The organism is Streptomyces sp. NPDC030222, assembly GCF_055573115.1.
Genome location: NZ_JBVICA010000033.1, coordinates 1 through 23,387, shown reverse-complemented (window position 1 = coordinate 23,387; position 23,387 = coordinate 1). Strand labels below are relative to the sequence as shown.

Here is a 23,387-nt window from a genome sequence, read left to right as displayed (position 1 = left end):
GCGTCCGATCGTCCGAGACCGGTCGCCGGACGCCCACCCCCGCCCGTCCACCGACCTTCGACCACCGACCGATTACTTCCGGCCGTTCCTCCGGTCAGTCCCACGCACCGTTCCGCACCCCGCAACCCCATAGGTGGCCACCCCCATGTCGAAAACCGCCGACAGTCTGCTCCCCGACTCATCGGAGGCCCCGGACGCCTCCGATTCCTCCGCCTCTTCCGACGCCTCTTCCGAACGATTCGACCCGGCCGACGCCGGCCGTGCCTCCGCCGGCCCGGCACCCGCCGACCCCGGCCGGTGGAAGGCGCTGGTCTTCATAGCGCTCGCCCAGCTGATGGTCGTACTCGACGCGACGATCGTGAACATCGCCCTGCCGTCCGCCCAGCAGGACCTGGGCATCTCCGACGGCAACCGGCAGTGGGTCATCACCGCGTACGCCCTGGCGTTCGGCGGTCTGCTGCTGTTCGGCGGCCGGATAGCCGACCTGTGGGGACGCAAGCCCACCTTCGTCGTCGGTCTGCTCGGCTTCGCCGCGGCCTCCGCGATCGGCGGCGCGGCCACCGGTGAGGCCATGCTGCTCGGTTCGCGCGCACTCCAGGGCGTGTTCGGCGCGCTGCTGGCGCCCGCCGCGCTGTCCCTTCTCGCGGTCATGTTCACGGACGCCACGGAGCGCGCCAAGGCGTTCGGCATCTACGGTGCGATCGCGGGCGGCGGCGGTGCGGTCGGCCTGATCCTCGGCGGATTCCTCACCGAGTACCTGGACTGGCGCTGGACCTTCTTCGTCAACATCCCGTTCGCCGTGGTCGCCGCGGCGGGGGCGTACTTCGTGATCCGTGAGCCGTCCGGCGGCCGCAACCGCTCCCCGCTGGACATCCCGGGCGTGCTGCTGTCGACCCTCGGCCTGGTCGCGCTGGTCTACGGCTTCACCCGCGCCGAGTCCGACGGCTGGTCGGACCCGCTGACCATCGGCATGTTCGTCGCCTCCGCGGTGCTCCTCATGGCGTTCGTGCTCACGGAGTCCCGGGTCCGTTCGCCGCTGCTGCCGCTGCGGGTGCTGACCGAACGGAACCGGGGAGGCGTGTACCTCTCGCTCGGCCTCGCCGTGATCGCGATGTTCGGCCTGTTCCTGTTCCTCACGTACTACCTGCAGGTGGTCAAGGGGTACTCGCCGGTGCGGACGGGCTTCGCGTTCCTGCCGATGATCGCCGGCATGATCACGGGTTCCACTCAGATCGGCGCCCGGCTGATGACGCGTGTTCCGCCGCGCCTGCTGATGGGGCCCGGTTTCCTGGTCGCCTCCTTCGGCATGCTGATGCTGACGCAGCTGGAGACCGACTCGTCGTACGCGGGGCTGATCCTTCCGGCGCAGATCCTGCTGGGTCTCGGCATGGGCACGGCCTTCATGCCGGCCATGTCGCTGTCGACGCACGGTGTGGAGGCACGTGACGCGGGCGTCGCCTCCGCGATGGTCAACACCTCGCAGCAGGTCGGCGGGGCGATCGGCACGGCGCTCCTGAACACCATCGCCGCCTCGGCCACCACTGCGTATCTGACCTCCCGCTCCGGGGGCGGGAACTCCGCTGCCGATCCAGGTCTGCTCCAGGCGCAGGCGATGGTGCACGGCTACTCCAGCGCCATCTGGTGGGCCGTCGGCATCCTGGTGCTGTCCGCGGCTGTCGCAGTGCTCCTCGTCAACACGGGACGGCCGGGGGCTGCGGCGGGTCCGGCCGCGGGGGGAGCGGACGGCGCTCAGGACGATGGTGAGGTTCGGATCCCGGTCGTGGCGCACTGACACACGGCCACCGGCCCCGACCCGGCCCGCTTCCATCCGGGCCGGAGCCGGGACCGGGGCCGGATCGGTGCCGGTCCGAGGCTCATCCCTGCCCTGGTTCCGCGGTCAGCGGAGCCAGGGCAGGTCCGCGCCGGCGTCCTTGGGCTGGAGCCCTTCGGCCATCACACGCATGATCTCGCCCAGCTGCCGCACCTGCTCGGGACCGAGCCGGTCGAAGATCGCCTGCCGTACGGCGGCGACATGACCGGGCGCGGCCTGCCGCAGCACCTCCACGCCCTCCTCGGTCAGGCAGGCGAGCTGGCCGCGCTTGTCCGAGGCGCAGTCCTCCCGCCGTACCCAGCCGTACTTCTCCAGGCGTGCGACGGCGTGCGACAGCCGGGAGCGGGTGATCTTCGCGTCTCTGGCCAGCTCGGTCATCCGCATCCGCATCCGCGGGGCCTGGGACAGTTGGACCAGCAGCCCGTAGTAGATGTGCGGCATCCCCGCGTCACGCTGGAGCTGACGGTCCAGATGGTCCTCCAGCAGCGTGGTCGCATGGAGGTACGCGCGCCAGACCGACTGTTCCTCGTCGGTGAGCCAGCGGGGTCCGTCCTGGTCCGGCGCGGCGGGGGGTGCAGTGCTCATACACCTACTCTACGAGGCTTCCTTGAAAGTTGAACTAGTGCGGGTTAATGTCGTGCTGTAATTCATTGAGTCTTCAAGTAAGCGTGGAGGTGCAGCCATGTCCGCCGCACAGGAGCGCATGCCCGCCCTCTATCTCTCGCACGGTGCCCCGCCCCTCGCCGACGACCCCGTCTGGCCGGGCGAGCTGTCCGCCTGGTCGGCCGGGCTGCCCCGGCCGCGCGCCGTCCTCATGGTGTCGGCGCACTGGGAGGAGGCCCCGCTGGCGCTCGGCGCGACCGAGACGGTCCCCCTGGTGTACGACTTCTGGGGCTTCCCCGAGCACTACTACCGGGTCCGTTACGACGCCCCCGGTGCCCCCGGCCTGGCGGACTCGGTGCGCAAGATGCTGCGCGGCGCCGGAATGCCCGTCCATGACGTCCCCGACCGCGGCCTCGATCACGGGGCCTACGTACCGCTCGTCGAGATGTACCCGGACGCCGACATCCCCGTCCTCCAGATCTCCATGCCGACGCTCGACCCGCAGAAGCTGATGGACATCGGACGCCGCCTCGCGCCCGTGCGCGACGAGGGCGTACTGATCGTCGGCAGCGGCTTCTTCACCCACAACCTGGCGGCACTGCGCCACGCGGGCGGGGTGCCGGCCTGGTCGGCGGAGTTCGACGACTGGGGGCGCAGGGCCCTGGACGCCGGCGACGTGGACGCACTGCTCGACTTCGCGCACAGATCGCCGGCGGGTGCGCTGGCCCACCCCCGGACCGAGCACTTCGCCCCGCTGTTCGTGACGCTCGGCGCTGCCGAGGAAGCGCTGGGGAGCGGCGAGCGGGACCGCCGGCGAAGCGTGATCGACGGCTTCTGGATGGGGCTGGCCAAGCGCTCACTGCAACTCGGCTGAGGGGCCTCGTCCGTCGCGCGTGCCCGCGGGGGGGGGTCCGTCCATTGTGGGTGCCCGCGGGCTCCGTCCTTTGGTGCCCGCGGAACCCCGTCCGTCGTGCGGCCCACGGAGCTCCGCTCCGCCGCGCGGCCCGGGCGGATCCCGAAGCGGGCGGAGCACTCCGAAGCGTGACGGGGTAGAGCAACCCGCAGGGTGTGCCCGACGTCTTCCGGGTGGGAGCGCGGACAAGGGCCGCGGACGGGGGCGACGACAGCGGACGGGGGCGGGAACAAGGGAGTGCTGCTCCGGGGTGAATCCGTCACGTCGACGGTTGAGGGAACCCGTGATGCAGCGATCGAGAGGCGTCCGCCGGTGCTGTCGGAACGGCCTCCGTGCCCGCCCTGACCTGCGCTTCTGTGTGTTGCGGCAGCATGCGCCCCTCCCGGAGAGCCCGACAGGGTACTGCATGATCACGAAAGTCGATGACGCACATGGGAATTCTGTCCGGATTCCAGTCGTTGTTTCCGTCGGATGCAGGGCACCCGGATGGGTGTCGCGACCTACTCAGCAAGGGAGCACGCATGGCAACCCGCGCCGTCGCCCGTCGTCAGTCCACCGCCCAGGGCGGAAGTGGGACGGCAAGCAGCGTTCGTGCCGCAGGCGGCGACATCGCCGACCGCGACCTGGTCGGCATGTATCTGGACGAGATCGCGCGCACGCCGCTGCTCGATGCCGCAAAAGAGGTGGAGCTGTCCCAGACCATCGAGGCCGGGGTGTACGCCCGGCAGATCCTCGACGGCGAAGTGGAGAGCGGCGTGGCCGGAGCTTCCCGCGAGGAGCTGGAAGCGCTGGTCGCCCTCGGCGAGCGCGCCAAGGACCTGTTCATCCGCTCCAACCTCCGGCTGGTCGTGGCCGTGGCCCGGCGCTATCCGCGCAGCGGGCTGCCCTTGCTCGACCTGATCCAGGAGGGCAACGCCGGACTGGTGCGCGCGGTCGAGAAGTTCGACTACACCAAGGGGTTCAAGTTCTCGACGTACGCGACGTGGTGGATCCGTCAGGCCATCACGCGTTCGATCGCCGACCAGTCCCGGACGATTCGGCTGCCCGTCCACCTGGTGGAGGAGCTCGGACGGATCCGCCGTGTGCAGCGCGAGTTCAACCGCGAGCACGGGCGCGAGCCGGAGCCGGAGGAGATCGCCGCCGAGCTCGGCTCCACGCCGGACCGGGTGAGCGACGTACTGGACTGGGCGCGCGACCCCGTCAGCCTCAACATGTCGGTGGACGACGAGGGCGAGACGCAGTTCGGCGACCTGCTGGAGGACACATCGGCGGTATCCCCCGAGCAGTCGGTGCTGACGCTGCTGCGCAGTGAGGAGCTGGACGACCTGATCGACAAGCTCGACCAGCGCACGGCCTCGATCATCCGGATGCGTTACGGCATCGAGGACGGCCGCGAGCGCACCCTCACCGAGGTCGGCAAGGAGCACGGCCTGACGCGCGAGCGGATCCGCCAGATCGAGAAGCACGCCCTGCTCGAACTGAAGCGGATGGCCCGCGACACCGGTTTCGACGCGGCGGCCTGACCTGGTGGCGGCGCGCACCGCGCCGCCACCTGAAACGAGCCCCGGCGCCCACCCCCCCTGGCGCCGGGGCTCTCTCCATGCGTTCGTCGTTTCCGACGGCGGTCTCCGGCGCTTCTGCGGCGGAGCGCACGACGGGCTGCACGTCAGTGCGCGAGTGCTGCGTCCGCGGAGGAGTAGAAGACGGTCACCTGGGCGTCGTTGATGGCTGTGGAACCACCCGTGATGGTCACCTTCACCGGGTGCTCGCCCGGGTCCAGCGCCACACCGATCGTGGTGACGGTCCTGTCGGCCGGCTGGTCGGCGCGCGAGAACAGCAGACCGGCGTAGGCGAACTCACCCGTCTTCAGGACGATCTCGGAACCGGCCGGACCCAGGCGGCCGGCCTGTCCGTCGAGGTCTCCGAACGTCACGGTCGGCGCCGAACCCTTCAGCTTGCAGGGTCCGTTGAGCTTGTTGGTGGCCATCAGCAGACCGTGGTTCAGCGGGCGCGGAACCTTGGTGACGGTGTAGGCGAGGTCGGTGGTGCGGCAGACCGGGACGCCCGTTCCGCCGGTTCCGCCGGTTCCGGTGGACGGCTTGGCGGTGGCCTGTCCGGCCGTACCGCCGGTGGAGCCACCCGAAGAGCCGCCGGTGGAGGCGCCGTTGCCGCCGCCGGGGGTACCCGACGCCGTCGGGTCCGCGGCGGGTGCGCCGCTCGCCGGTGTCGAGGGGTTCGACGAGCCCTCCGCCTGGGTGCCGCCGGACGGGTTCCCACAGGCGGTCAGGGCGGCGAGCGCGAGTCCCGCGGCGGCGAGCGAAACGGCGGTGCGGCGCGTGCGAACGGCAGCAGTCATGACAGTCCCCCAAAGAAGCGAGCACGAAGGCACCCCGGTCCGGCGCCTCCCCCGGCGCCCGGTGCTCGACCATCATGGCGGCCCGGACGGCCGAAGGGGATGGCCGAACACGCTGCGGCGGCCACCGGGTGCACGCCTGTGACACAAGACGGAAAGCCCCGCAACATCTGCCGCGAAGCGGCGACGGACGGGCGCCGGTGCCGGGCGCCGCGGAGCGCCGACGGACGGGCCGGTGCCCGACGCCGCGAACGGCGAGGGACGGGCCGATCGGGACGTGCGTCCGGGACGGGCGGTGGCCGATCCCGACGCGCCCCCGGAAGCCCTGGGAGTCAGTCCTGACGCCCCACCGGCCTCGCGCGATGGAGGCTCAGGCGGTGTCCGGGGCACGGGAGGGTTCCTGGGCCCCGGACGGTTCCGAGGCATCCGAGGATGCCGGGTCCGGGGCCCGGTGGTGCTTCGGGGCCGGGACGTGGTCCGGGGCGCGGTGGTGCTTCGGGGCCGGGTCGTGGTCCGGGGCCCGGTCGGGGTCCGGGGCCGACGCTCGGGTCAGCCGGGCACCCAGGGCGTGGAGGTGGCGCGTCAGCGACTCGGGCGCGTCCACGCGGAACTCGCAGTCGACCAGGGTCAGCCGGACACCCAGCCACTCCAGGGAGTCCGAGACGCGCGCCCGGACCCGGCAGCGGTTCCCCCCGAGGGGTTCCGGCGCGCCCATCGACGCCGGCAGCCGGGACGCCACGTGCGCCGCCGGCGCCTCGAAGGTCACATCGAGCTCCAGCGTCGGCTGCAACCGCGACATAGACCGTGCGACGAACCGCGCCGCGTCCCCCATGGGCAGCTCGCGCGGTGTGAACCGCGCCCCGGTCGCGAAGGGATCCGACACCCGGTCCACCCGGAACGAACGCCAGTCCGCCCGGTCCAGGTCGTAGGCGACGAGGTACCAGCGGCGGCCCGTGGACACCAGCCGGTACGGCTCGACCTGCCTGCGGCTCTCCGTACCGTCCCCCGCGCGGTAGCCGAATCGCAGCCGCTCCTGCGCCGTGACCGTCGCCGCGATCACCGTCAGCGTCTCCGGGTCGACCGTCGCCGCGTCGCCGCCCCACGTCAGCGGAACGGTGGCCGTCTGGAGCGTGGTGACCCGGTGCCGCAGCCTGGACGGCAGCACCTGCTCCAGCTTCGCCAGGGCCCGTACGGACGCCTCCTCGACGCCCTCGACGGCGTGCCCGGCACCCGCCCGCAGGCCCACCGCGATGGCCACGGCCTCCTCGTCGTCGAGCACCAGCGGAGGCATGGCCTTGCCCGCGACCAGCCGGTATCCGCCCTCCGCCCCCATCGTGGCCTGCACCGGATAGCCCAGTTCGCGCAGCCTGTCTATGTCCCGGCGAATCGTGCGCCGGCTCACGCCGAGCCGCTCGGCGAGTTCACCGCCGGGCCACTCCCGTGGAGTCTGGAGGAGCGAGAGGAGAGTCAGAAGTCGCGCCGGAGTGTCCGTCATGAATCCAGAATGATGTCGTGGTGGGACATCTCCTGTCCTACATGGCCCGTACCTTCGAGCCATGACTTCAGCAGCTCCTCAGCCCACCAGCGACCGGCGGCGCTGGTTCGCCCTCGCGATCGTGATGACCGCGGCCTTCATGGACCTCGTCGACGTGACCATCGTCAACATCGCGATACCGAGCATCCAGAAGGACACCGGGGCCTCGTTCAGCGCGATCCAGTGGATCACTGCGGGTTACGCGCTCGCGTTCGCGGCCGGGCTGATCACGGGCGGCAGGCTCGGCGACATCCACGGCCGCAAGCGGGTGTTCCTCCTCGGCATCGGCGGCTTCACGCTCGCCTCCGCGCTCTGCGGCTTCGCGGCCGGCCCCGAGATGCTCGTCGCGTCCCGGATCCTGCAGGGCGCCACGGCGGCGCTGATGGTCCCGCAGGTCCTGGCGATCGTGCACGCCACCTTCCCCCCGCACGAGCGGGGCAAGGTCTTCGGCCTGTTCGGTGCCGTCGTCGGCCTGGGCGCGGTGTCCGGTCCGATGCTGGGCGCGCTGCTCACCCAGTGGAACCTCTTCGGTCTCGAATGGCGCCCCATCTTCCTGATCAACCTGCCGGTCGGGGTCGCCGGGCTGCTGCTGGGCCGTGCGTTCATCACCGAGTCCAAGGCGCCGCGGGCGCTCCGCCTCGACATCTTCGGCGTCGTGCTGGTCACCCTCGCCCTGTTGATGGTCATCTACCCGCTGACCCGTGGCCACGAGCTCGACTGGCCGCTGTGGGGCCACTTCATGATGGCGGGTGGCGTCGTCGTCCTCGCACTGTTCGTCGTGTACGAGCGGTTCAAGGCCCGCAAGGACGGTTCGCCGCTGGTCGAGCTGTCGCTGTTCAAGGTCAAGAGCTTCGCCGGGGGCATCGCGGTGCAGCTCGCCTTCGGTCTCGCCTGCGGCATCTTCTTCCTGGTCTGGACGCTCTACATGCAGATCGGGCTCGGGTGGAGCGCGCTGCGGGCCGGTGTCACCGGTATCCCGTTCTCACTGGCGGTGTCGGTGGCCGCCGGGATGTCCGTGCAGAAGCTGGTGCCGCGGTTCGGCCGCAAGGTGCTCCAGGTCGGCGCGCTGACCATGACCACGGGACTGCTCCTCTACATCTGGGAGGCCGGCCGGTACGGCGCGTCCATCGCGTCCTGGCAGATGGCCCTGCCGCTGGTCGTCATGGGCGCGGGCATGGGTCTGATCGTGGCGCCGCTGACTGACGCGGTGCTGTCGGAGGTGCCGCGCGAGCACGCCGGCTCGGCGTCCGGCCTGATCAACACCACCCAGCAGATGGGCAACGCCCTGGGCCTCGCCCTGGTGTCGGTCGTCTTCTTCGGCACGATCGACGAGGAGCACCTGCTGCCGGGCCGGGTCGCCACGGCCTTCACGGAGGCGTTCCAGCACTCGCTGTGGTGGGTCGTCGCGGTCCTGACCGGCATCTTCCTGCTGATGTTCGCGCTGCCCGCCCGTTCCAAGCAGCACCTGGAGGGCGGCACCGACTCCGCCGAAGCGGTGGACGCCCCGGCCGGTGACCTGCTCGCGAAGGAGCCGGCACTCAGCTCCTGACGGACGGCTTTCCGGAGGCGTCGCCCACGGAGGGCTCTCCTCGCAAGGGTCTTCGACGTCAGGAACGGCCGGGCCAGGACCGGCCGGACGTCCTCAGCGCACCCTCGCGCGGTGTTCCATCGCCGCGCGGGCGGTGCGCTCCGTCATGTAGACCTCGCACATGTGGCGGCCGTCCGGTGTCGCGGTGTGCTCGACCTCCCAGAGGGAGATCTCGCTGTCGTCGCCGAGCAGGAACGCGTGCTCGTAGAGGGTGAACCCGCCGCCGCCCGCCTTGCGGCACGGACTGCCGAAGGCCTGCGTGATCTGGTGCGCGAGAGCGGTGCGCAGCCGGGCGGCGACGTCCTCGCCCGGACGGTCCGGGTTCTCGGCACGGCGCAGCAGACGACGCGCGTGGTCCGGAGAGTTGTCCGGCACGTACCTCCGTTCCGTCACCACGGGACGGACGGAGAGCAGGGAGCCGAGGAGCTCCAGATCCGTCTCCGGGTCCTCGTCCGCGGCGAGGCCGGGGAGGCGGGACGAGGCGAGCCGGGCGTCCGCGGCCTCGGCGTACAGCTCGTGCTGCGGGGCGCCGTCGCGGGCGGTGTTGTGGACCAGCTCCCACATGGTCGCCGTGCTCCCGTCGGAGAGCAGATAGCAGTGCCGGTAGGTCTCGCGGCTCAGCCGACGGGGACCCGCCGAGCTGTGCCGCGAGGAGTACAGCGAGACGCTGTGCGCGAGAGCCGTCTGCAGCCGTTCGACGAGGTCGTCGGGCAGCTCGAACGAGTTCAGCGCGCGGCGGAGCAGGGTGGCGAACTGTTCGTCCGCCGTCCCGCTCACGCGTTCGTGGGGCACCAAGACTTCTCCCGGCCGTCGCTCGTCGTCACCTGGGGAGTGCTCAACGTAGCGGTTCGGCGCGGATCCCGCAGGGGGGATGGAAGAATTCCGGAAACCCGTGGAGACGCCTTACGCGGCGCTGCCGGCCTGCCACTCGGACCATCCCATGTTCCAGCCGTTCAGGCCGTTGTCGGGCTGGATGGTCTTGTCGGGCGAGCCCTTGACCACGACGAGGTCGCCGATCAGGGAGTTGTCGTAGAACCACTTGCCGGGGGTGTCGCCCTGGGCGCCCCGTGCGTCGCGCAGGCCCACGCAGCCGTGGCTGGTGCCGACCCGGCCGAATACCGACGGGTCGCCCCAGTAGTTGCCGTGAACGAAGGTGCCCGAGGTGGACAGACGCATCGCGTGCGGCACGTCCTTGATGTCGTACTCACCGCCGAAGCCGACCGTCGAGCCGTTCATGCGGGTCTGCACGAACTTCTCGGAGATCACCATCTGGCCGTTGTACGTGGGGTTCTGGGGGCTGCCGGTCGACACCGGGATCGTCTTGATGGTCTGGCCGTCCCGGACGATGGTCATCTGCTGGGTCTTGACGTCGACCGTGGCGACCTGCGAGCGGCCGATCGTGAAGTTGACGACCTTCGACTGCACGCCGAAGACGCCCTTCGCGCCCTCGACCCCGTCCAGCGCGATCTTCATCGTGACCTTGGAACCGGCCTTCCAGTACTCCTCCGGCCGGAAGTCGAGCCGCTGGTTGCCGAACCAGTGGCCCACGACCTTCTGCCCGCTGCTGGAGGTGACGGTGATGTGCGACTGGACGGCCTTCTTCTCGGTGATGGCCTTGTCGAACCTGAAGGACACGGGCATGCCGACACCGACGGTGGTGCCGTTGTCCGGGTTGTAGGTGCCGATGAAGCTGTTGGCGTTGGAGACGGTGGTGAACGACGCGTTCTCGGTGGCCGCCCGGCCCTTGGCGTCGGAGGCGTCCACGGTGATCTTGTAGCGGGTGCCGCGCTCCAGCTGCTCGTTCGGCTTCCACGACGAGCCGTCCCCGGCGAGGGTGCCGGCGACCGTCTTGCCGGAGGTCGCCTCGGTCAGGGTCACCTTGGTCAGCTTGCCGCCGGTGACCTTGACGTTGGTGTCGTTGATGCTGGCGTTGGTCGAGCCGTCCTTGGCCGAGATGGTGATCTTCGCCCCCGCGGCGTTCTCGGCGGCCGCGGCGTCGGTTCCCTTCCCGTCGTCCTTGGCCGTGGCGTCACCGCCGCAAGCGGTGAGGGTCAGGGCTCCCACGAGCAGGCCGGCCGCGGCGGCCACCATGCGCCGCGAACGGCGCGCGCTGCGCGGGGTGCGGTGCTCGGCGTGTGCTGCGGCTTCCGGCGATGTCACGGGCTGCTCCATCTGTGCGAGTTGTCTTCCAGTACGCCCATAGAGCACCCATGTGGGTGATTCGGTTGCCAAGCTTGACTGTGATGGCCGTCACAGCATGAACTGACGATTCGTCACGATCGGTAAAGGTCCTGGTACGAAGGGAAATGGCCGGCGTCGCTCTCGACGGTCCGCGCGGCCAGAACCGCCTTCACGATCGCCCTCGCCACGGCATCCGCCCCGGCGGCCAGTACCTTGTTCAGCCCCTCCGCGGGCATCGGTGCCGTCCCCGTCGCCAGCGCGAACACCGTGTCCCCGTCATGCAGCAGATGCACCGGGCGAATGGCGCGCGCCAGACCGTCGTGCGCCGTCCCGGCGAGCTTGCGCGCCTGCGCACGCGTCAACGGGGCGTCCGTGGCGACGACGGCCAGGGTGGTGTTGAGCGGTGGCAGCGGCGACGTCCTCCGTGCCTCGGTCAGCCGCCGCCACGCCGCCTCGTGGACCTCCGTCGTCGGATATTCCGGCCTGCCCTCCCACATGCGCCCGTAGAGCACACCGGTGCGCGGATCGACCACCGAGCCCGCCGCGTTGACCACGGCCAGCGCCCCCACCGTGACACCGGACCCCAGGGTGACGCTCGCCGTGCCCACGCCGCCCTTCAGCCCGCCGGCCACCGCGCCCGTACCGGCGCCCACGTTCCCCTCGGCCACGACCGCCCCCGGCCCGGTGGCCGCCGCCGCTTCCACGGCGGCCCGCCCCAGCGCGGCGTCCGGGCGCGCCCGCCAGTCGCCGCCCCGGCCCAGGTCGAAGATGCACGCCGCCGGGACGACCGGCACGACCTGCCCGGGGAGCATGCCGACCCGGACGCCACGGCCCTGTTCCTCCAGCCAGGACACGACCCCGGACGCGGCGTCCAGCCCGAACGCGCTGCCGCCCGTCAGTGCGATCGCGTCGATCCGCTCGACCACATTGCTCGGGTCGAGGGCATCGGTCTCCCGCGTGCCCGGTCCGCCTCCGCGGACGTCCACTGCGGCCACCGCACCCCCCTCGGGGGCGAGCACGACGGTGGTGCCGCTGAGCGCACCCTTGCCGTGCAGGGCCGCATGGCCCACCCGAACCCCGGAGACATCCGTCAACGCGTCGATCCTGTCGGCCATGGCCCCCATGCGTACCACGTCGCACCGGCCCGAGGCCACGGACACGGATCACGGGTGGCGCAGACGCATCATCGGCGCCGCATGCACCGCACGCTCCGCGTGCGCCGGATTTACCGGACGCACCGGACGCACCGGATCAAGTGGTCGGATCCGCGGGGCGGCGCGCGGCGGCCGGACGGGACCTGCGGGCCGCCAGCGTCACCCCCGTGGCCACCGTCAGCGCGGCGACCAGCCCGGCCAGGGGCACCGCCCACCGCCCCGCGAAGGTGCACGTCATGATCAGCAGTGCGGAGACGGGCAGGATGAGCTGCTGGGCAGTGCCCACTTTGAAGTGGCGAGAATGCAGGGCCCACACGGTCAGCAGAAACAGCGCCGTGGGCAGTGTGACCGCGCCGGAGGCGGCGAGCGTCGAGATGTGCGCCTTGTGCACCGCCTCCTCGACCGCAACCTCGATACCCGCACCGATCGCAGCGGCCGACGCGAGGATCACGTAGTGGCCGTATCCCCAGAGGAACGCCCTTCTGTTGGAGGTCAGATGGTGGTGGATCGGCACGACGAAGTAGATCCACCACGCGGCGAAGACGATCAGCAGACCGCCGGCTGCGATCGTCAGCAAAGGGGCCAGCGCATCGGTCTTCTGCACCGCGGACTTCACTCCCACGGTCGCGGCAGCGATGGTCTCGCCCAGCACGATGATGGTGAACAGGCCGTACCGCTCGGCGATGTGGTGCGGATGCCAGCTCGTCGTCGCCGGCCGTTCCGCCACCGCCGGGACGGACAGCTCGGCGATCGCCATCGCGAGGAACACCCATGGCAGGACGGACTCCGGCACGAACAGCAGCAGCGCCCAGCCGATCTGGCACAGCGCCACTCCCGTCGCATAGCGCAGGGCCACGCGCCGCTCGGCACCCGTGCACGACTTGGCCGCACGCAGCCACTGGGCCACCATGGCGAGCCGCATCACCAGGAAGCCGAACCACGTGACCGTGAAGTCGTGCTCCCCGAACACCCGGGAGATGCCGGCGGCGAAGATCAACGCACCGGTGATCTGGACCAGGGTGACCACCCGGTACAGCGCGTCGTCGTTGTCGTAGGCCGAGGCGAACCAGCTGAAGTTCATCCACGACCACCAGATGGCGAAGAACACCATGGCGTAGTCGGCGACGCCGGAACCCGCGTGGCCCTCCGCGACCGCATGGACCAGTTCGAGGCCCGCCTGGGCGACCGCCACGACGTAACAGAGGTCGAAGAACAGCTCCAGCGGTGTCGCCGTGCGGTGCTCCTCGTGTCGCCGTCGCGCGACGAGGGGGCGCACCGGGCGGTCCGGCTCCGCGGGCTGGGGCAGCGTGGTCATGCCTCCAGCAGAACAGAGCACGGTCGCGGAGCGCGGACGTGACGCGCCTGCGGCGGTACGGAGCGTCCGGGCCCTCCCCGTAACCTGGAGGGATGAGTACCGTCCCCGTCCCCACCCACGGACCGCGAGACGCGCAGTCCTCCGGCTCGCAGCCCGGATCGCCTTCGCAGCCGACCGGCCACCCGGGGCTGGTCTTCGACGATCCTCTCGACCAGCAGTCCGCTGACGACACGGACCGCGGCTGGGGCGAACGGCCGCGCGGCAGCGGCGACAGCGCCGCCGACCTGGCACGCTTCCTCGACGAGAAGCCGCCGCACCACCTCTGAACCCGCGCCACGACACGTGCGAGAGGCGCCCGGGAGCGTCCGCCCGCAGGAGGCGGCCCGGTGTCCGCACGGATCAGCACAGCGCCACCGCCAGCCGTGTCGTCGCGCTCGCGCCGACCAGTGACACTGCCAGGGGACGAGGCACCGTCAGCACGACGAGCCCGCCGTCGCCGGAGCCCACAGCGAGTCCGCCGTCGCCAGAGTCCACGGAACGCGGAGGGTGGACCGACGCCACGGGAACGGCCTCGGCCAGCCGACGGGGCCCACCGCCGCCCGTCGCCGAGGCGGTCGCGGCGATCACATCGACCCGGTCCCCCGGTCTGAGCAGCCGCACCGTGTCCGGATCGGCGATCCGCACGGGAGCCGAGACCGTGCCGCCCGGGTCGACCGCATCGTGCGGCACCCGGCCGCATGCCGATCCGCTCCGGACACCTGCCGTACCGCCCCGCGCGGGTGCGCCGCGGGCTGCCGCCCTGCTGGGCGCCGAGGGCGATGCCCGTGTCACCGGGTCCGCGTGCGCCCGCGCAGCGCCCGCACTGCTTCCGCCGCCGCCCGCCCCGGCCGCGGCCAGCGCCGCCGCGGTCAGGGCCAGGCCGGCGGCCGTCGCCCGCATCCGGCGTCGCACGGCCCTGGTGATGCGCAGCGCGCCCCCTGCCCCGCGCACCCGCACGGGCGGGAAGAGCGGCACCGGGCGGGGTGCGGGAACGAAGCCCGGCGGCAGCCCACGCATTCCCTCCGCCGCGACAGGCCCGCGCGCTCCCTCCGCCGTGACGGGCGTGGCGGAGGGGGACGACACGGGAGCGAATGCGGGCGAGAACTCGCGAGGGGACTCGTGAGCGCCGGTGGGCGCGGGAGAGGGGGAGTACCCGGACGCGGGAGAGGGAGCGCACCCGGATGCGGGAGAGGGGGAGTACCCGGATGAGGGAGGGAGAGGGGACATGGTTCACCGTCCGTCGTGAGGAGACTCGGCTGGTTGCCCGAACGCCCTTCACGATCCACGGCCACGCGGAATCCCGCTGAAGCCTGTGGACTACTCCCCGGTTGTGGACAACTCCCTCACCCCCAGGTGTCCGTTCAGCCCGGGAGGACGATCCCGGTGTCGAGTCCGCCCAGCGCACGGGTGCACAGGCAGTCCCGCTCCGCGTTCTTCGGCAGGGCCGCGACCGCGTCGAAGAGCACCCCGCGCAGCCGGTCCACGTTGGCGGCGAACACCTGCATGACGTCCTTCTGCGAGACGCCTTCGCCGGACTCCGCGCCCGCGTCGAGGTCAGTGACCAGGGCGATCGAGGTGTAGCAGAGCTCCAGCTCGCGGGCGAGCGCCGCCTCCGGGTGGCCGGTCATACCGACCACGGACCAGCCCATCGCCGCATGCCACCGCGATTCGGCGCGGGTGCCGAACCGGGGGCCCTCGACCACCACGAGCGTTCCGCCGTCCACCGGCTTCCATTCCCGTCCACGGGCCGCGGCCAGTGCCGCATTCCGCCCGGCCGGGCAGTACGGGTCGGCCAGCGACACGTGCAGGACCTTCGGCACCGAGCCGTCGGGCAGCGGCAGACCGTCGAAGTACGAGTCCGCCCGCGCCTTGGTGCGGTCCACCAGCTGGTCCGGTACGAGCAGGGTGCCGGGACCGTATTCCGGGCGCAGTCCGCCCACCGCGCACGGGCCGAGGACCTGCCGCACGCCCACGGAGCGCAGGGCCCACAGGTTGGCGCGGTAGTTGATGCGGTGCGGCGGGAGGTCGTGGCGGCGGCCGTGCCGGGGCAGGAAGGCCACCGAGCGGCCCGCTATCCGGCCGAAGAAGAGGGAGTCGCTGGGGCTGCCGTAGGGGGTGTCGACGCGGACCTCGGTCACGTCCTCCAGGAAGGAGTAGAAGCCGGAACCACCGATCACGCCGATCTCTGCGTTCGCGTTCGCCATGACCAGCACAGTATCCGTCGGACGGATCGCAGCGCGCACGGAGCGGATCTTCCGCCGCGGCACTGGTCCGGCGCCGCGCGACACGGGTCCGGGCGGCGACGCCACGGGCCCGGCCGACCGCGTCACTGCGCCCGGCCGGCCCGCCCACGGCACCGGAACACGACGCCCCCGCCGTTCGTGGGAACGGCGGGGGCGTCGTGTACGAAGATCAGGCGGCCGAGCGCCCGTCGACGATCAGGCGGCCGACGTGCTCGCCGACGAGGACGAGGACGAGGAGGACGACGACGTCGAGGAGGACGACGAGGATGAGGAGGACGACGAGGAGTCGGACGACTTGCTCGACGACGCGGGCGAGCTGCTCGACGAGGTGCCGCGGCTGTCGTTCCGGTAGAAGCCCGAGCCCTTGAAGACGATGCCGACCGCGGAGAACACCTTCTTCAGGCGTCCCTGGCAGCCGGGGCACTCCGTGAGGGCGTCGTCCGTGAACTTCTGGACGGCCTCAAGGCCCTCGCCGCACGCGGTGCACTGGTACTGGTAGGTCGGCACGTGTTCCTCCTGGCACTCTCACTCGATGAGTGCTAACGACGGTCCATAGTGACGTATTCCGCTCGATCAGTCCACCGTCACCGGCACACGGTGACCGATGCCACGTGCAACGGTGCGTGTCGCGGGGCGTGGAACGAGCCGCGAGCGCAGGGCCACCAGAGTGACCAGCGCAAGCGTGGTACCGGCCAGCGGCACCAGGAATCCGGCGGTCGAGCCGTACGTGTCGGCGAGACGCCCGGCGACGGTGACCGCGGCGGCCTGGCCCAGCGCGACGGCGCCGGTCAGCCAAGTGAAGGCCTCGGTCCGGGCGGACGCCGGGACCAGCGGTTCGACCAGCGTGTAGCCGGTGATCAGCGCGGGCGCGATGCACAGGCCGACGACCAGGCCGAGCGGGCCGAGCAGGTACACCGAGTGCGCCGCCCAGAGGCCGGAGGTCGCCAGGGTCAGCGCCGCGTAGCCGAAGACCATCCGGCGGCGCGGCCCGGCCTTCCAGGCGATCGCACCGACGGCGATACCGGCGAGCATGTTCCCGGCGGCGAAGAGGCCGTAGAGCAGGCCGTTCATGCTCGGCTGCCCGATCTCCTCGGTGAACGCGGTCAGTGAGACCTGCATGCCGCCGAATACGGCGCCGATGCCGAGGAAGGCCATGACGAGGACCCGCACGCCGGGTACGGCCAGGGCGGAGGTGCGCGGTTCGGCAGTGGTGGCGTCGGCGAGCCCGTGCGCGGGCTGCGTGCGGCGCTGCGCCGCGAACAGCAGACCGCCGACCAGGGTGAGCGCGGCCTCGGTGACCAGGCCGGCGGCCGGGTGCACGCCGGTGCACAACGCGGTGGCGAGGACGGGCCCGACGACGAAGGTGAACTCGTCCGTGACGGACTCGAAGGCCGCAGCGGTCGCCAGCAGCGGGGAACGTTCCAGCTTGGCGGCCCAGCGCGCCCGGACCATCGGCCCGACCTGCGGCACCGAGGCGCCGGTCGGGACCGCCGCGGCGAACAGCGCCCACAGCGGGGCGTGCGCGAGGGCGAGCGCGGTCAGGACGGAGCCGGCGACGGCGTGCACCAGGACGCCCGGGATCAGCACGGCACGCTGGCCGAGCCGGTCCGCGAGCTTGCCGGACTGCGGGGCGAAGAGGGCCATGGACACACCGGTGACGGCGGCCACGGCGCCCGCGCTGCCGTACGAACCGGTGGTGTGCTGGACCAACAGGACGATGGAGATCGTCAGCATGGCGAAGGGCTGACGTGCGGCGAACCCGGGCAGCAGGAACGACCATGCACCCGGTGTGCGCAGGAGTTGCCCGTATCCAGGGCGACGCTGGGTGACCGTGGATGCCACGGCCTTGCCTTTCTGCCGCCTGGTAGCGCTCCCCTGGGGTGCCGGGAGCCGCCGAGAGCTGTCCTCATGCGCGGAACTGCGGTAGATACCGGGTTCCCGTCACGGGGGTGCCTCGGCCGCCATACGGTCGCGCCAGCCCTGCATCAGGCAGAGTTGGTCGATCAGTGTGCCTTGATGATACAGGGGGCCAGCCCCCTGTGGCCTGGGAAATGGATCACATCGGCGTCTGTTCGCCTCGTATTCGGCCGGTGGGGCGCCTCTCCTGGGACACCCCCCGGGGGGACACGGGTTGCTCGCCCACGCCGTCCCGCCATACGTCGACGACGCAGTTGTCGGCCTAGGGCCACCGGCCTGTGGTCGTCAGTCGGCGGTCGTCAGCCGGTGCGGCTGTTCCCGCCCGTACCCAGCCAGCCGGCGAGCTTTCCGCCCTGCCCGACGGCCCGGAGCCGGCGCTCGGCGGCGTCCCGCACCGGGTCGGTCGCCACCACCAGCAGTTCGTCCCCGTGCCGGAGCACGGTCGTGGGCAGCGGAACGAAGCTCTTGTCGTCGCGGACGACCAGGGTGACGGCGGCTCCGGCCGGCAGCCGCAGCTCGCTGACCTCGACGCCGTGCATCTTGGACTTCTCGGGGATGGCCACCGACAGCAGATGCCCGCGCAGCCGCTCCAGCGGAGCCGACTCGATGCCGAGGTCCGAGGCTTCCGGGGTCTCGCCGAGCCGCAGTGTCCGGGCCAGCCAGGGGAGGGTCGGTCCCTGGACGAGGGTGTAGACGCCGACCAGGACGAAGACGATGTTGAAGATGCGGTCGCTGCCCTCGATCCTGGCCACCATGGGGATGGTGGCCAGGATGATGGGGACGGCGCCGCGCAGTCCGGCCCACGACATCAGGGCCTGCTCGCGCCAGGGGATGCGGAAGGGCAGCAGGCTGACCACCACGCTCAGCGGCCGGGCGACCATGGTCAGCACCAGGCCCACGACGATGGCGGGCCAGAAGTCGGCGGCGAGCTCGTGCGGTGTGACCAGCAGGCCGAGCAGGACGAACATGCCGATCTGGGCGATCCATCCGAGTCCGTCGGCGAATCCCCGGGTGGCGGGCCAGTGCGGCAGCTTCGCGTTGCCGAGCATCATCGCGGCGAGGTAGACGGCGAGGAATCCGCTGCCGTGGGCGAGGGCGCCCACGGCGTACGCGGAGACCGCGATGGCCATGACGGCGATCGGGTAGAGACCGGAGGCCGGAAGGGCGACGTGCCGCAGGCCGAACGATCCGAGCCAGCCCACCGCGAGGCCCACGGCGGCGCCGATGGCCAGCTCCAGGGCGATCCTCCCGATGAGGACGTACCACTCGTCGTGGACGGGAGCCGCCGTCGAGAACGCGACGACCAGGATGACCACGGGTGCGTCGTTGAAGCCGGATTCGGCTTCCAGCACGCCGGTGATCCGGGACGGCAGGGGCACCTTGCGGAGGACCGAGAAGACCGCCGCGGCGTCGGTCGACGACACGACCGCGCCGATGATCAGAGCCTGCCGCCATTCGAGGCCGACGAGATAGTGCGCCCCGGCCGCCGTGACTCCCACGCTCACCGCGACACCGACGAGCGACAGCATGACCGCCGCCGGCAGTGCGGGCTTGATCTCCTTCCACTTGGTGCCCAGGCCGCCCTCGGCCAGGATCACCACCAGTGCGGCATAGCCCATCACCTGGGTCAGGGCGGCGTTGTCGAAGACGACGTTGCCGATGCCGTCCTCGCCCGCCGCGATCCCGATCCCCATGTAGAGGAGCAGGCTGGGGAGCCCGCTGCGGGAGGAGATGCGCACCGCCGCGACGGCGATGAGCAGCACGAGCGAGCTGAGGAGCAGGAGCTCGTTGAGCTGGTGGACAGTCAGGGGCCGTTCCTTCCCTCCGATCGCCTCCGGAAGGTCCCGCTTCCGGAGGCAGGTACTTCGTTACCTTACCTAATCTTTGACGTGCCCTTGACGCACATCATGATGTGATCGACGGCTTGTACGACCGTGCTTGTTGATACCGCGTCCGGGTCGCCCGGGCGCTGCGCCTATGGTTGCTCCAGCACTTCAGGATCACCCTGCCCCTCGAAGGACAGCGATGCCCGCCAACACATCCGCCTCTTCCGGCAAGAAGAAGGGGCGACGCGCCCGCCTGCTCGTCGTCGTCCTGGTGCTGGCGCTCGTTGCGGGTGTCGGCTACGGCGCCTTCTGGAGCGTCGGCACGGTCCGTGCCTCCTTCCCGCAGAGCACCGGGTCGGTCAGGCTCGACGGTCTCGCGGGTCCGGTCGACGTCAAGCGTGACAATTACGGCATTCCTCAGATTTACGCCAACAGTGACGAAGACTTGTTCATGGCGCAAGGGTTTGTCCACGCCCAGGACCGTTTCTGGGAGATGGACGTACGACGCCATATGACCTCCGGCCGGCTCGCCGAGATGTTCGGCGAGGGTCAGGTCGAGACCGACGCCTTCCTGCGCACCCTCGGCTGGCGCCGGGTGGCGCAGCAGGAGTACGACTCGAAACTGTCACCGGAGACGAAGAAGCACCTCCAGGCATACGCCAAGGGTGTCAACGCCTACCTGAAGGGCCGTGAGGGCAAGGACCTCTCCGTCGAGTACGCCGCCCTCTCCTTCGCCAACGACTACAAGGTCGAGCCCTGGACCCCCGTCGACTCGGTGGCCTGGCTCAAGGCGATGGCCTGGGACCTGCGCGGCAACATGCAGGACGAGATCGACCGCTCGCTGATGACCAGTCGGCTCAGCGAGAAGCAGATCAAGGAGCTCTACCCGGCGTATCCGTACGACCGGAACAAGACGGTCGTCCACGAGGGCGCGATCGACCGGGTCAGCGACAAGTACGACCCCGAGGCCGAGCCCCGCAAGAACGACGAGGACGAAGGCGACGGCACCGGTACGGCCGGCGCCGGCCCGGGTGCGAACAACGGCGGGGGCCTGAACTCCGGCGGGGGCGTGAACACCGGTACTGGCACGGGTACGGCCGCAGGTACGGGAACCGGCACCGGCCAGGGCGTCCGGTCACAGCTCTCCGGCATGGCCGCGCTGTCCGACACGCTCGACACCGTCCCCTCGCTGCTCGGCCCGAACGGCAGCGGCATCGGTTCGAACTCGTGGGTCGTCTCCGGAAAGCACACCACGACCGGCAAGCCGCTGCTCGCCAACGACCCGCACCTCGCGCCGCAGCTGCCCTCGCTCTGGTACCAGATGGGCCTGCACTGCCGGGGGGCGTCCACGGACTGCCGGTACGACGTCGCGGGCTTCACCTTCTCCGGCATGCCCGGCGTGGTCATCGGCCACAACAAGAAGATCAGCTGGGGCTTCACCAACCTCGGCGCCGACGTCACCGACCTCTACCTGGAGAAGACCACCGAGACGGGCTACCTCCGCGGCGGCAAGGAGCAGCCGTTCACGGTCCGCGACGAGGTCATCAAGGTCGCCGGCGGCGAGAGCAAGAAGATCACCGTCCGGGAGACCAACAACGGCCCGCTGATCTCCGACCGCAACGACGCGATCGAGAAGGTCGGAGAGAACGCCCCGGTGCCCAACTCCGCCCCGGACCGCGGTGACGGCTACGGCATCGCCCTGAAGTGGACCGCCCTCCAGCCGGGCAACTCCATGGACGCCGTGTTCGAACTGAACCGTGCGACGAACTTCGACCAGTTCCGGAGCGCGGCCGGCCACTTCGAGGTCCCCTCCCAGAACCTGATCTACGCCGACGTCGAGGGCACCATCGGCTACCAGGCCCCGGGCCGCATCCCCAAGCGCGCCAAGAACCACGACGGCACCACCCCGGCGCCGGGCTGGGACTCCCGGTACGACTGGAAGGGCTACATCCCCTTCGAGGAGCTGCCCTACGAGAAGAACCCGAAGAGGGGCTACATCGTCACCGCCAACCAGGCGGTGATAGACGAGTCGACGTACCCGCACCCGCTCACCAAGGACTGGGGCTACGGAGCGCGCAGCCAGCGGATCAACGACCTCATCGAGTCGAAGATCAAGGACGGCGGCCGCATCTCCACCGAGGACATGGTGAAGATGCAGATGGACAACAGCAGCGAGATCGCCAAGCTGCTGACGCCCTACCTCCTGAAGATCGACGTCTCCGACCCCTACGTCCGTGAGGCGCAGAAGCTGCTGGAGGGCTGGGACTACACCCAGGAGCCCGACTCTGGTGCCGCCGCCTACTTCAACGCGGTGTGGCGCAACGTCCTCAAGCTCGCCTTCGGCGACAAGCTCCCCAAGGAGCTGCGCATCGAGGACCAGTGCCTGAGCGTGCGCCCCGCCGACGACAGCGGTCCGGCCGACGACCTGAACGAGCGGGTGCGCGAGTGCGGCGAACGCTCCGCCGAATCGGCGCAGCCGGACGGCGGCGACCGCTGGTTCGAGGTGGTCCGCGGCATCCTCAAGGACGAGAAGAACGCCTGGTGGCGCTCGCCGGCCAGCCGCACCGACGCGGCCACGAAGACCCGCGACGAGCTGTTCGCCCGAGCCATGGAGGACGCGCGCTGGGAGCTGACCGCCAAGCTCGGCAAGGACGCCTCGACCTGGAGCTGGGGCCGGCTGCACCAGCTGACGCTGAAGAACCAGACCCTCGGCACCGAGGGCCCCGGCTTCATGCAGTGGATGCTGAACCGCGGTCCGTGGAACGTCGGCGGCGGCGAGGCCACCGTCAACGCCACCGGATGGAACGCGGCCGCCGGCTACGACGTCACCTGGGTCCCCTCGATGCGCATGGTCGTCAACGTGGGCGACTGGGACAAGTCCCAGTGGATCAACCTCTCCGGTGCGTCCGGGCACGCCTACAGCGCGCACTACACCGACCAGACGGAGAAGTGGACCAAGGGCGAGCTGCTCGGCTGGCCCTACGAGGAGCAGGGCGTCAACCGCAGCACGGTGGACACACTGGTCCTCAAGCCGTGAAACGCGTGACCCCGGACGGGGTCACCACCGCCTGAACGGGGTGGTCGTGCGGTTCCTCCGGGACCCGCGCGACCACCTCGTGGTCGTAGAGCAGCACCACGAGCGCGGGTCCGCCGCTCGTCGCGCCCGCCTCGGAGACGGTCGTGCCGTGCCCGCCCGTGCCCGCCCGCTCGATCCGGGCGAGCACCCTGTCGTACGAGCCGCCGCCCCGGCCGAGCCGCAGCCCCCGCTCGTCCACGGCCAGACCCGGCAGCAGCACCGCCCCGGCCTCCAGGACCGCGTCCACGCCGAGCCGCGGCCCGTCCGGTTCCAGCAGCCCGCGCCCGGCGTGCTCCAGGCCCTCGGGCCCCCGGTAGAGACCCCAGTCGAGATCGTTGTCGGCCATCAGGACCGGCAGCAGGACACGTACGCCCCGGCCGCGCAGCGCGTCCAGCAGTGCTCGGGTCCCTGGTTCGCGCCCCACGGACACATAGGCGGCGACCGTCCGGGCCTGCCCCAGCTCGGGCAGTTCCAGCGCCCCGCGCGCCAGCGCGACGGCCGCCTCCTCCGCCTGCGCGGCGGTCAACGCACCCCGCGCCGCCAGCAGTTCCCTGCGCAGTACGGCCTTGTCGGTACTGCCGACGTCGTACGACTTCACATCCATCACACCCACCTGGCAGCCAATTGACCGGAGCATAATCGTCCACTCGTGTGCAGCGGATATCGTTCTGCGCATGACTCAGGAACACCCCCGGATCAGCAAGGCTGTCATTCCTGCCGCCGGGCTCGGCACGCGGTTCCTTCCGGCGACCAAGGCGACTCCGAAGGAGATGTTGCCGGTGGTGGACAAGCCGGCGATTCAGTATGTGGTGGA

20 protein-coding genes are annotated in these 23,387 nt (G+C 70.9%); 7 read left to right on the top strand and 13 right to left on the bottom strand.

The window, feature by feature from the left end:
• Positions 1 to 145: 145 nt before the first annotated feature.
• Positions 146 to 1,792: an MFS transporter gene (locus ACZ4Z5_RS31800; protein ID WP_468269474.1), complete on the top strand. Its 1,647-nt coding sequence runs from the start codon at positions 146 to 148 to the stop codon at positions 1,790 to 1,792.
• Between the two features lie 105 nt (positions 1,793 to 1,897).
• On the opposite strand, the gene ACZ4Z5_RS31795 is transcribed toward ACZ4Z5_RS31800, so the two are convergent.
• Positions 1,898 to 2,416 (bottom strand): MarR family winged helix-turn-helix transcriptional regulator, encoded by a 519-nt coding sequence (locus ACZ4Z5_RS31795; protein ID WP_468269472.1) that lies wholly within the window; start codon positions 2,414 to 2,416, stop codon positions 1,898 to 1,900.
• Between the two features lie 97 nt (positions 2,417 to 2,513).
• On the opposite strand from ACZ4Z5_RS31795, the gene ACZ4Z5_RS31790 reads away from it, so the two are divergent.
• Both ACZ4Z5_RS31790 and ACZ4Z5_RS31785 read left to right on the top strand, forming a co-directional pair.
• Entirely contained in the window at positions 2,514 to 3,308 is a 795-nt protein-coding gene (locus ACZ4Z5_RS31790; protein WP_468269470.1) for a dioxygenase family protein, read from the top strand.
• A gap of 560 nt (positions 3,309 to 3,868) precedes the next feature.
• Complete coding sequence (locus ACZ4Z5_RS31785) at positions 3,869 to 4,870, top strand: sigma-70 family RNA polymerase sigma factor (protein WP_468269468.1); 1,002 nt, start codon at positions 3,869 to 3,871, stop codon at positions 4,868 to 4,870.
• 143 nt (positions 4,871 to 5,013) lie between these two features.
• On the opposite strand, the gene ACZ4Z5_RS31780 is transcribed toward ACZ4Z5_RS31785, so the two are convergent.
• A complete protein-coding gene (locus tag ACZ4Z5_RS31780) occupies positions 5,014 to 5,703 on the bottom strand; it encodes a DUF4232 domain-containing protein (RefSeq protein WP_468269466.1) in 690 nt (229 codons plus the stop codon).
• A 367-nt stretch (positions 5,704 to 6,070) separates the two neighbouring features.
• Positions 6,071 to 7,195 (bottom strand): helix-turn-helix transcriptional regulator, encoded by a 1,125-nt coding sequence (locus ACZ4Z5_RS31775; protein WP_468269464.1) that lies wholly within the window; start codon positions 7,193 to 7,195, stop codon positions 6,071 to 6,073.
• Positions 7,196 to 7,256: 61 nt separating this feature from the next.
• Between ACZ4Z5_RS31775 and ACZ4Z5_RS31770 the strand changes: the two genes are divergently transcribed.
• Positions 7,257 to 8,783 (top strand): MFS transporter, encoded by a 1,527-nt coding sequence (locus ACZ4Z5_RS31770; protein WP_468269462.1) that lies wholly within the window; start codon positions 7,257 to 7,259, stop codon positions 8,781 to 8,783.
• Between the two features lie 93 nt (positions 8,784 to 8,876).
• Here ACZ4Z5_RS31770 and ACZ4Z5_RS31765 read toward each other — a convergent pair whose 3' ends face one another.
• From ACZ4Z5_RS31765 to ACZ4Z5_RS31750, 4 genes are all read right to left on the bottom strand, one after another.
• Entirely contained in the window at positions 8,877 to 9,614 is a 738-nt protein-coding gene (locus tag ACZ4Z5_RS31765) for a DUF6227 family protein (protein ID WP_468269460.1), read from the bottom strand.
• Between the two features lie 111 nt (positions 9,615 to 9,725).
• Positions 9,726 to 10,994, bottom strand: a complete 1,269-nt coding sequence (locus ACZ4Z5_RS31760) for a L,D-transpeptidase (RefSeq protein ID WP_468269458.1) — start codon at positions 10,992 to 10,994, stop codon at positions 9,726 to 9,728.
• 101 nt (positions 10,995 to 11,095) lie between these two features.
• On the bottom strand, positions 11,096 to 12,118 hold the full coding sequence (locus ACZ4Z5_RS31755) for a P1 family peptidase (protein WP_468269456.1): 1,023 nt from the start codon (positions 12,116 to 12,118) through the stop codon (positions 11,096 to 11,098).
• Positions 12,119 to 12,254: 136 nt separating this feature from the next.
• Entirely contained in the window at positions 12,255 to 13,472 is a 1,218-nt protein-coding gene (locus ACZ4Z5_RS31750; protein ID WP_468269454.1) for a low temperature requirement protein A, read from the bottom strand.
• 92 nt (positions 13,473 to 13,564) lie between these two features.
• Here ACZ4Z5_RS31750 and ACZ4Z5_RS31745 point away from each other — a divergent pair, with 92 nt between their 5' ends.
• Complete coding sequence (locus ACZ4Z5_RS31745; protein ID WP_468269452.1) at positions 13,565 to 13,798, top strand: hypothetical protein; 234 nt, start codon at positions 13,565 to 13,567, stop codon at positions 13,796 to 13,798.
• A 73-nt stretch (positions 13,799 to 13,871) separates the two neighbouring features.
• On the opposite strand, the gene ACZ4Z5_RS31740 is transcribed toward ACZ4Z5_RS31745, so the two are convergent.
• From ACZ4Z5_RS31740 to ACZ4Z5_RS31720, 5 genes are all read right to left on the bottom strand, one after another.
• A complete protein-coding gene (locus tag ACZ4Z5_RS31740) occupies positions 13,872 to 14,528 on the bottom strand; it encodes a hypothetical protein (protein ID WP_468269450.1) in 657 nt (218 codons plus the stop codon).
• A 344-nt stretch (positions 14,529 to 14,872) separates the two neighbouring features.
• Complete coding sequence (locus tag ACZ4Z5_RS31735; RefSeq protein ID WP_468269448.1) at positions 14,873 to 15,715, bottom strand: S-methyl-5'-thioadenosine phosphorylase; 843 nt, start codon at positions 15,713 to 15,715, stop codon at positions 14,873 to 14,875.
• 234 nt (positions 15,716 to 15,949) lie between these two features.
• Positions 15,950 to 16,261, bottom strand: a complete 312-nt coding sequence (locus ACZ4Z5_RS31730) for an FmdB family zinc ribbon protein (RefSeq protein ID WP_468269446.1) — start codon at positions 16,259 to 16,261, stop codon at positions 15,950 to 15,952.
• Between the two features lie 66 nt (positions 16,262 to 16,327).
• Entirely contained in the window at positions 16,328 to 17,596 is a 1,269-nt protein-coding gene (locus ACZ4Z5_RS31725) for an MFS transporter (protein ID WP_468269444.1), read from the bottom strand.
• A 374-nt stretch (positions 17,597 to 17,970) separates the two neighbouring features.
• Positions 17,971 to 19,500 carry a potassium/proton antiporter gene (locus ACZ4Z5_RS31720; protein WP_468269520.1) on the bottom strand — a complete coding sequence of 510 codons (1,530 nt, stop codon included), beginning with the start codon at positions 19,498 to 19,500 and terminating at the stop codon, positions 17,971 to 17,973.
• Positions 19,501 to 19,696: 196 nt separating this feature from the next.
• Between ACZ4Z5_RS31720 and ACZ4Z5_RS31715 the strand changes: the two genes are divergently transcribed.
• Entirely contained in the window at positions 19,697 to 22,534 is a 2,838-nt protein-coding gene (locus ACZ4Z5_RS31715; protein ID WP_468269442.1) for a penicillin acylase family protein, read from the top strand.
• On the opposite strand, the gene ACZ4Z5_RS31710 is transcribed toward ACZ4Z5_RS31715, so the two are convergent.
• Positions 22,524 to 23,177: a 5-formyltetrahydrofolate cyclo-ligase gene (locus ACZ4Z5_RS31710; protein ID WP_468269440.1), complete on the bottom strand. Its 654-nt coding sequence runs from the start codon at positions 23,175 to 23,177 to the stop codon at positions 22,524 to 22,526. The genes ACZ4Z5_RS31715 and ACZ4Z5_RS31710 overlap by 11 nt on opposite strands.
• 70 nt (positions 23,178 to 23,247) lie before the next feature.
• On the opposite strand from ACZ4Z5_RS31710, the gene ACZ4Z5_RS31705 reads away from it, so the two are divergent.
• The coding region (locus ACZ4Z5_RS31705; RefSeq protein ID WP_468269518.1) for a sugar phosphate nucleotidyltransferase at positions 23,248 to 23,387 on the top strand (140 nt) is incomplete at its 3' end.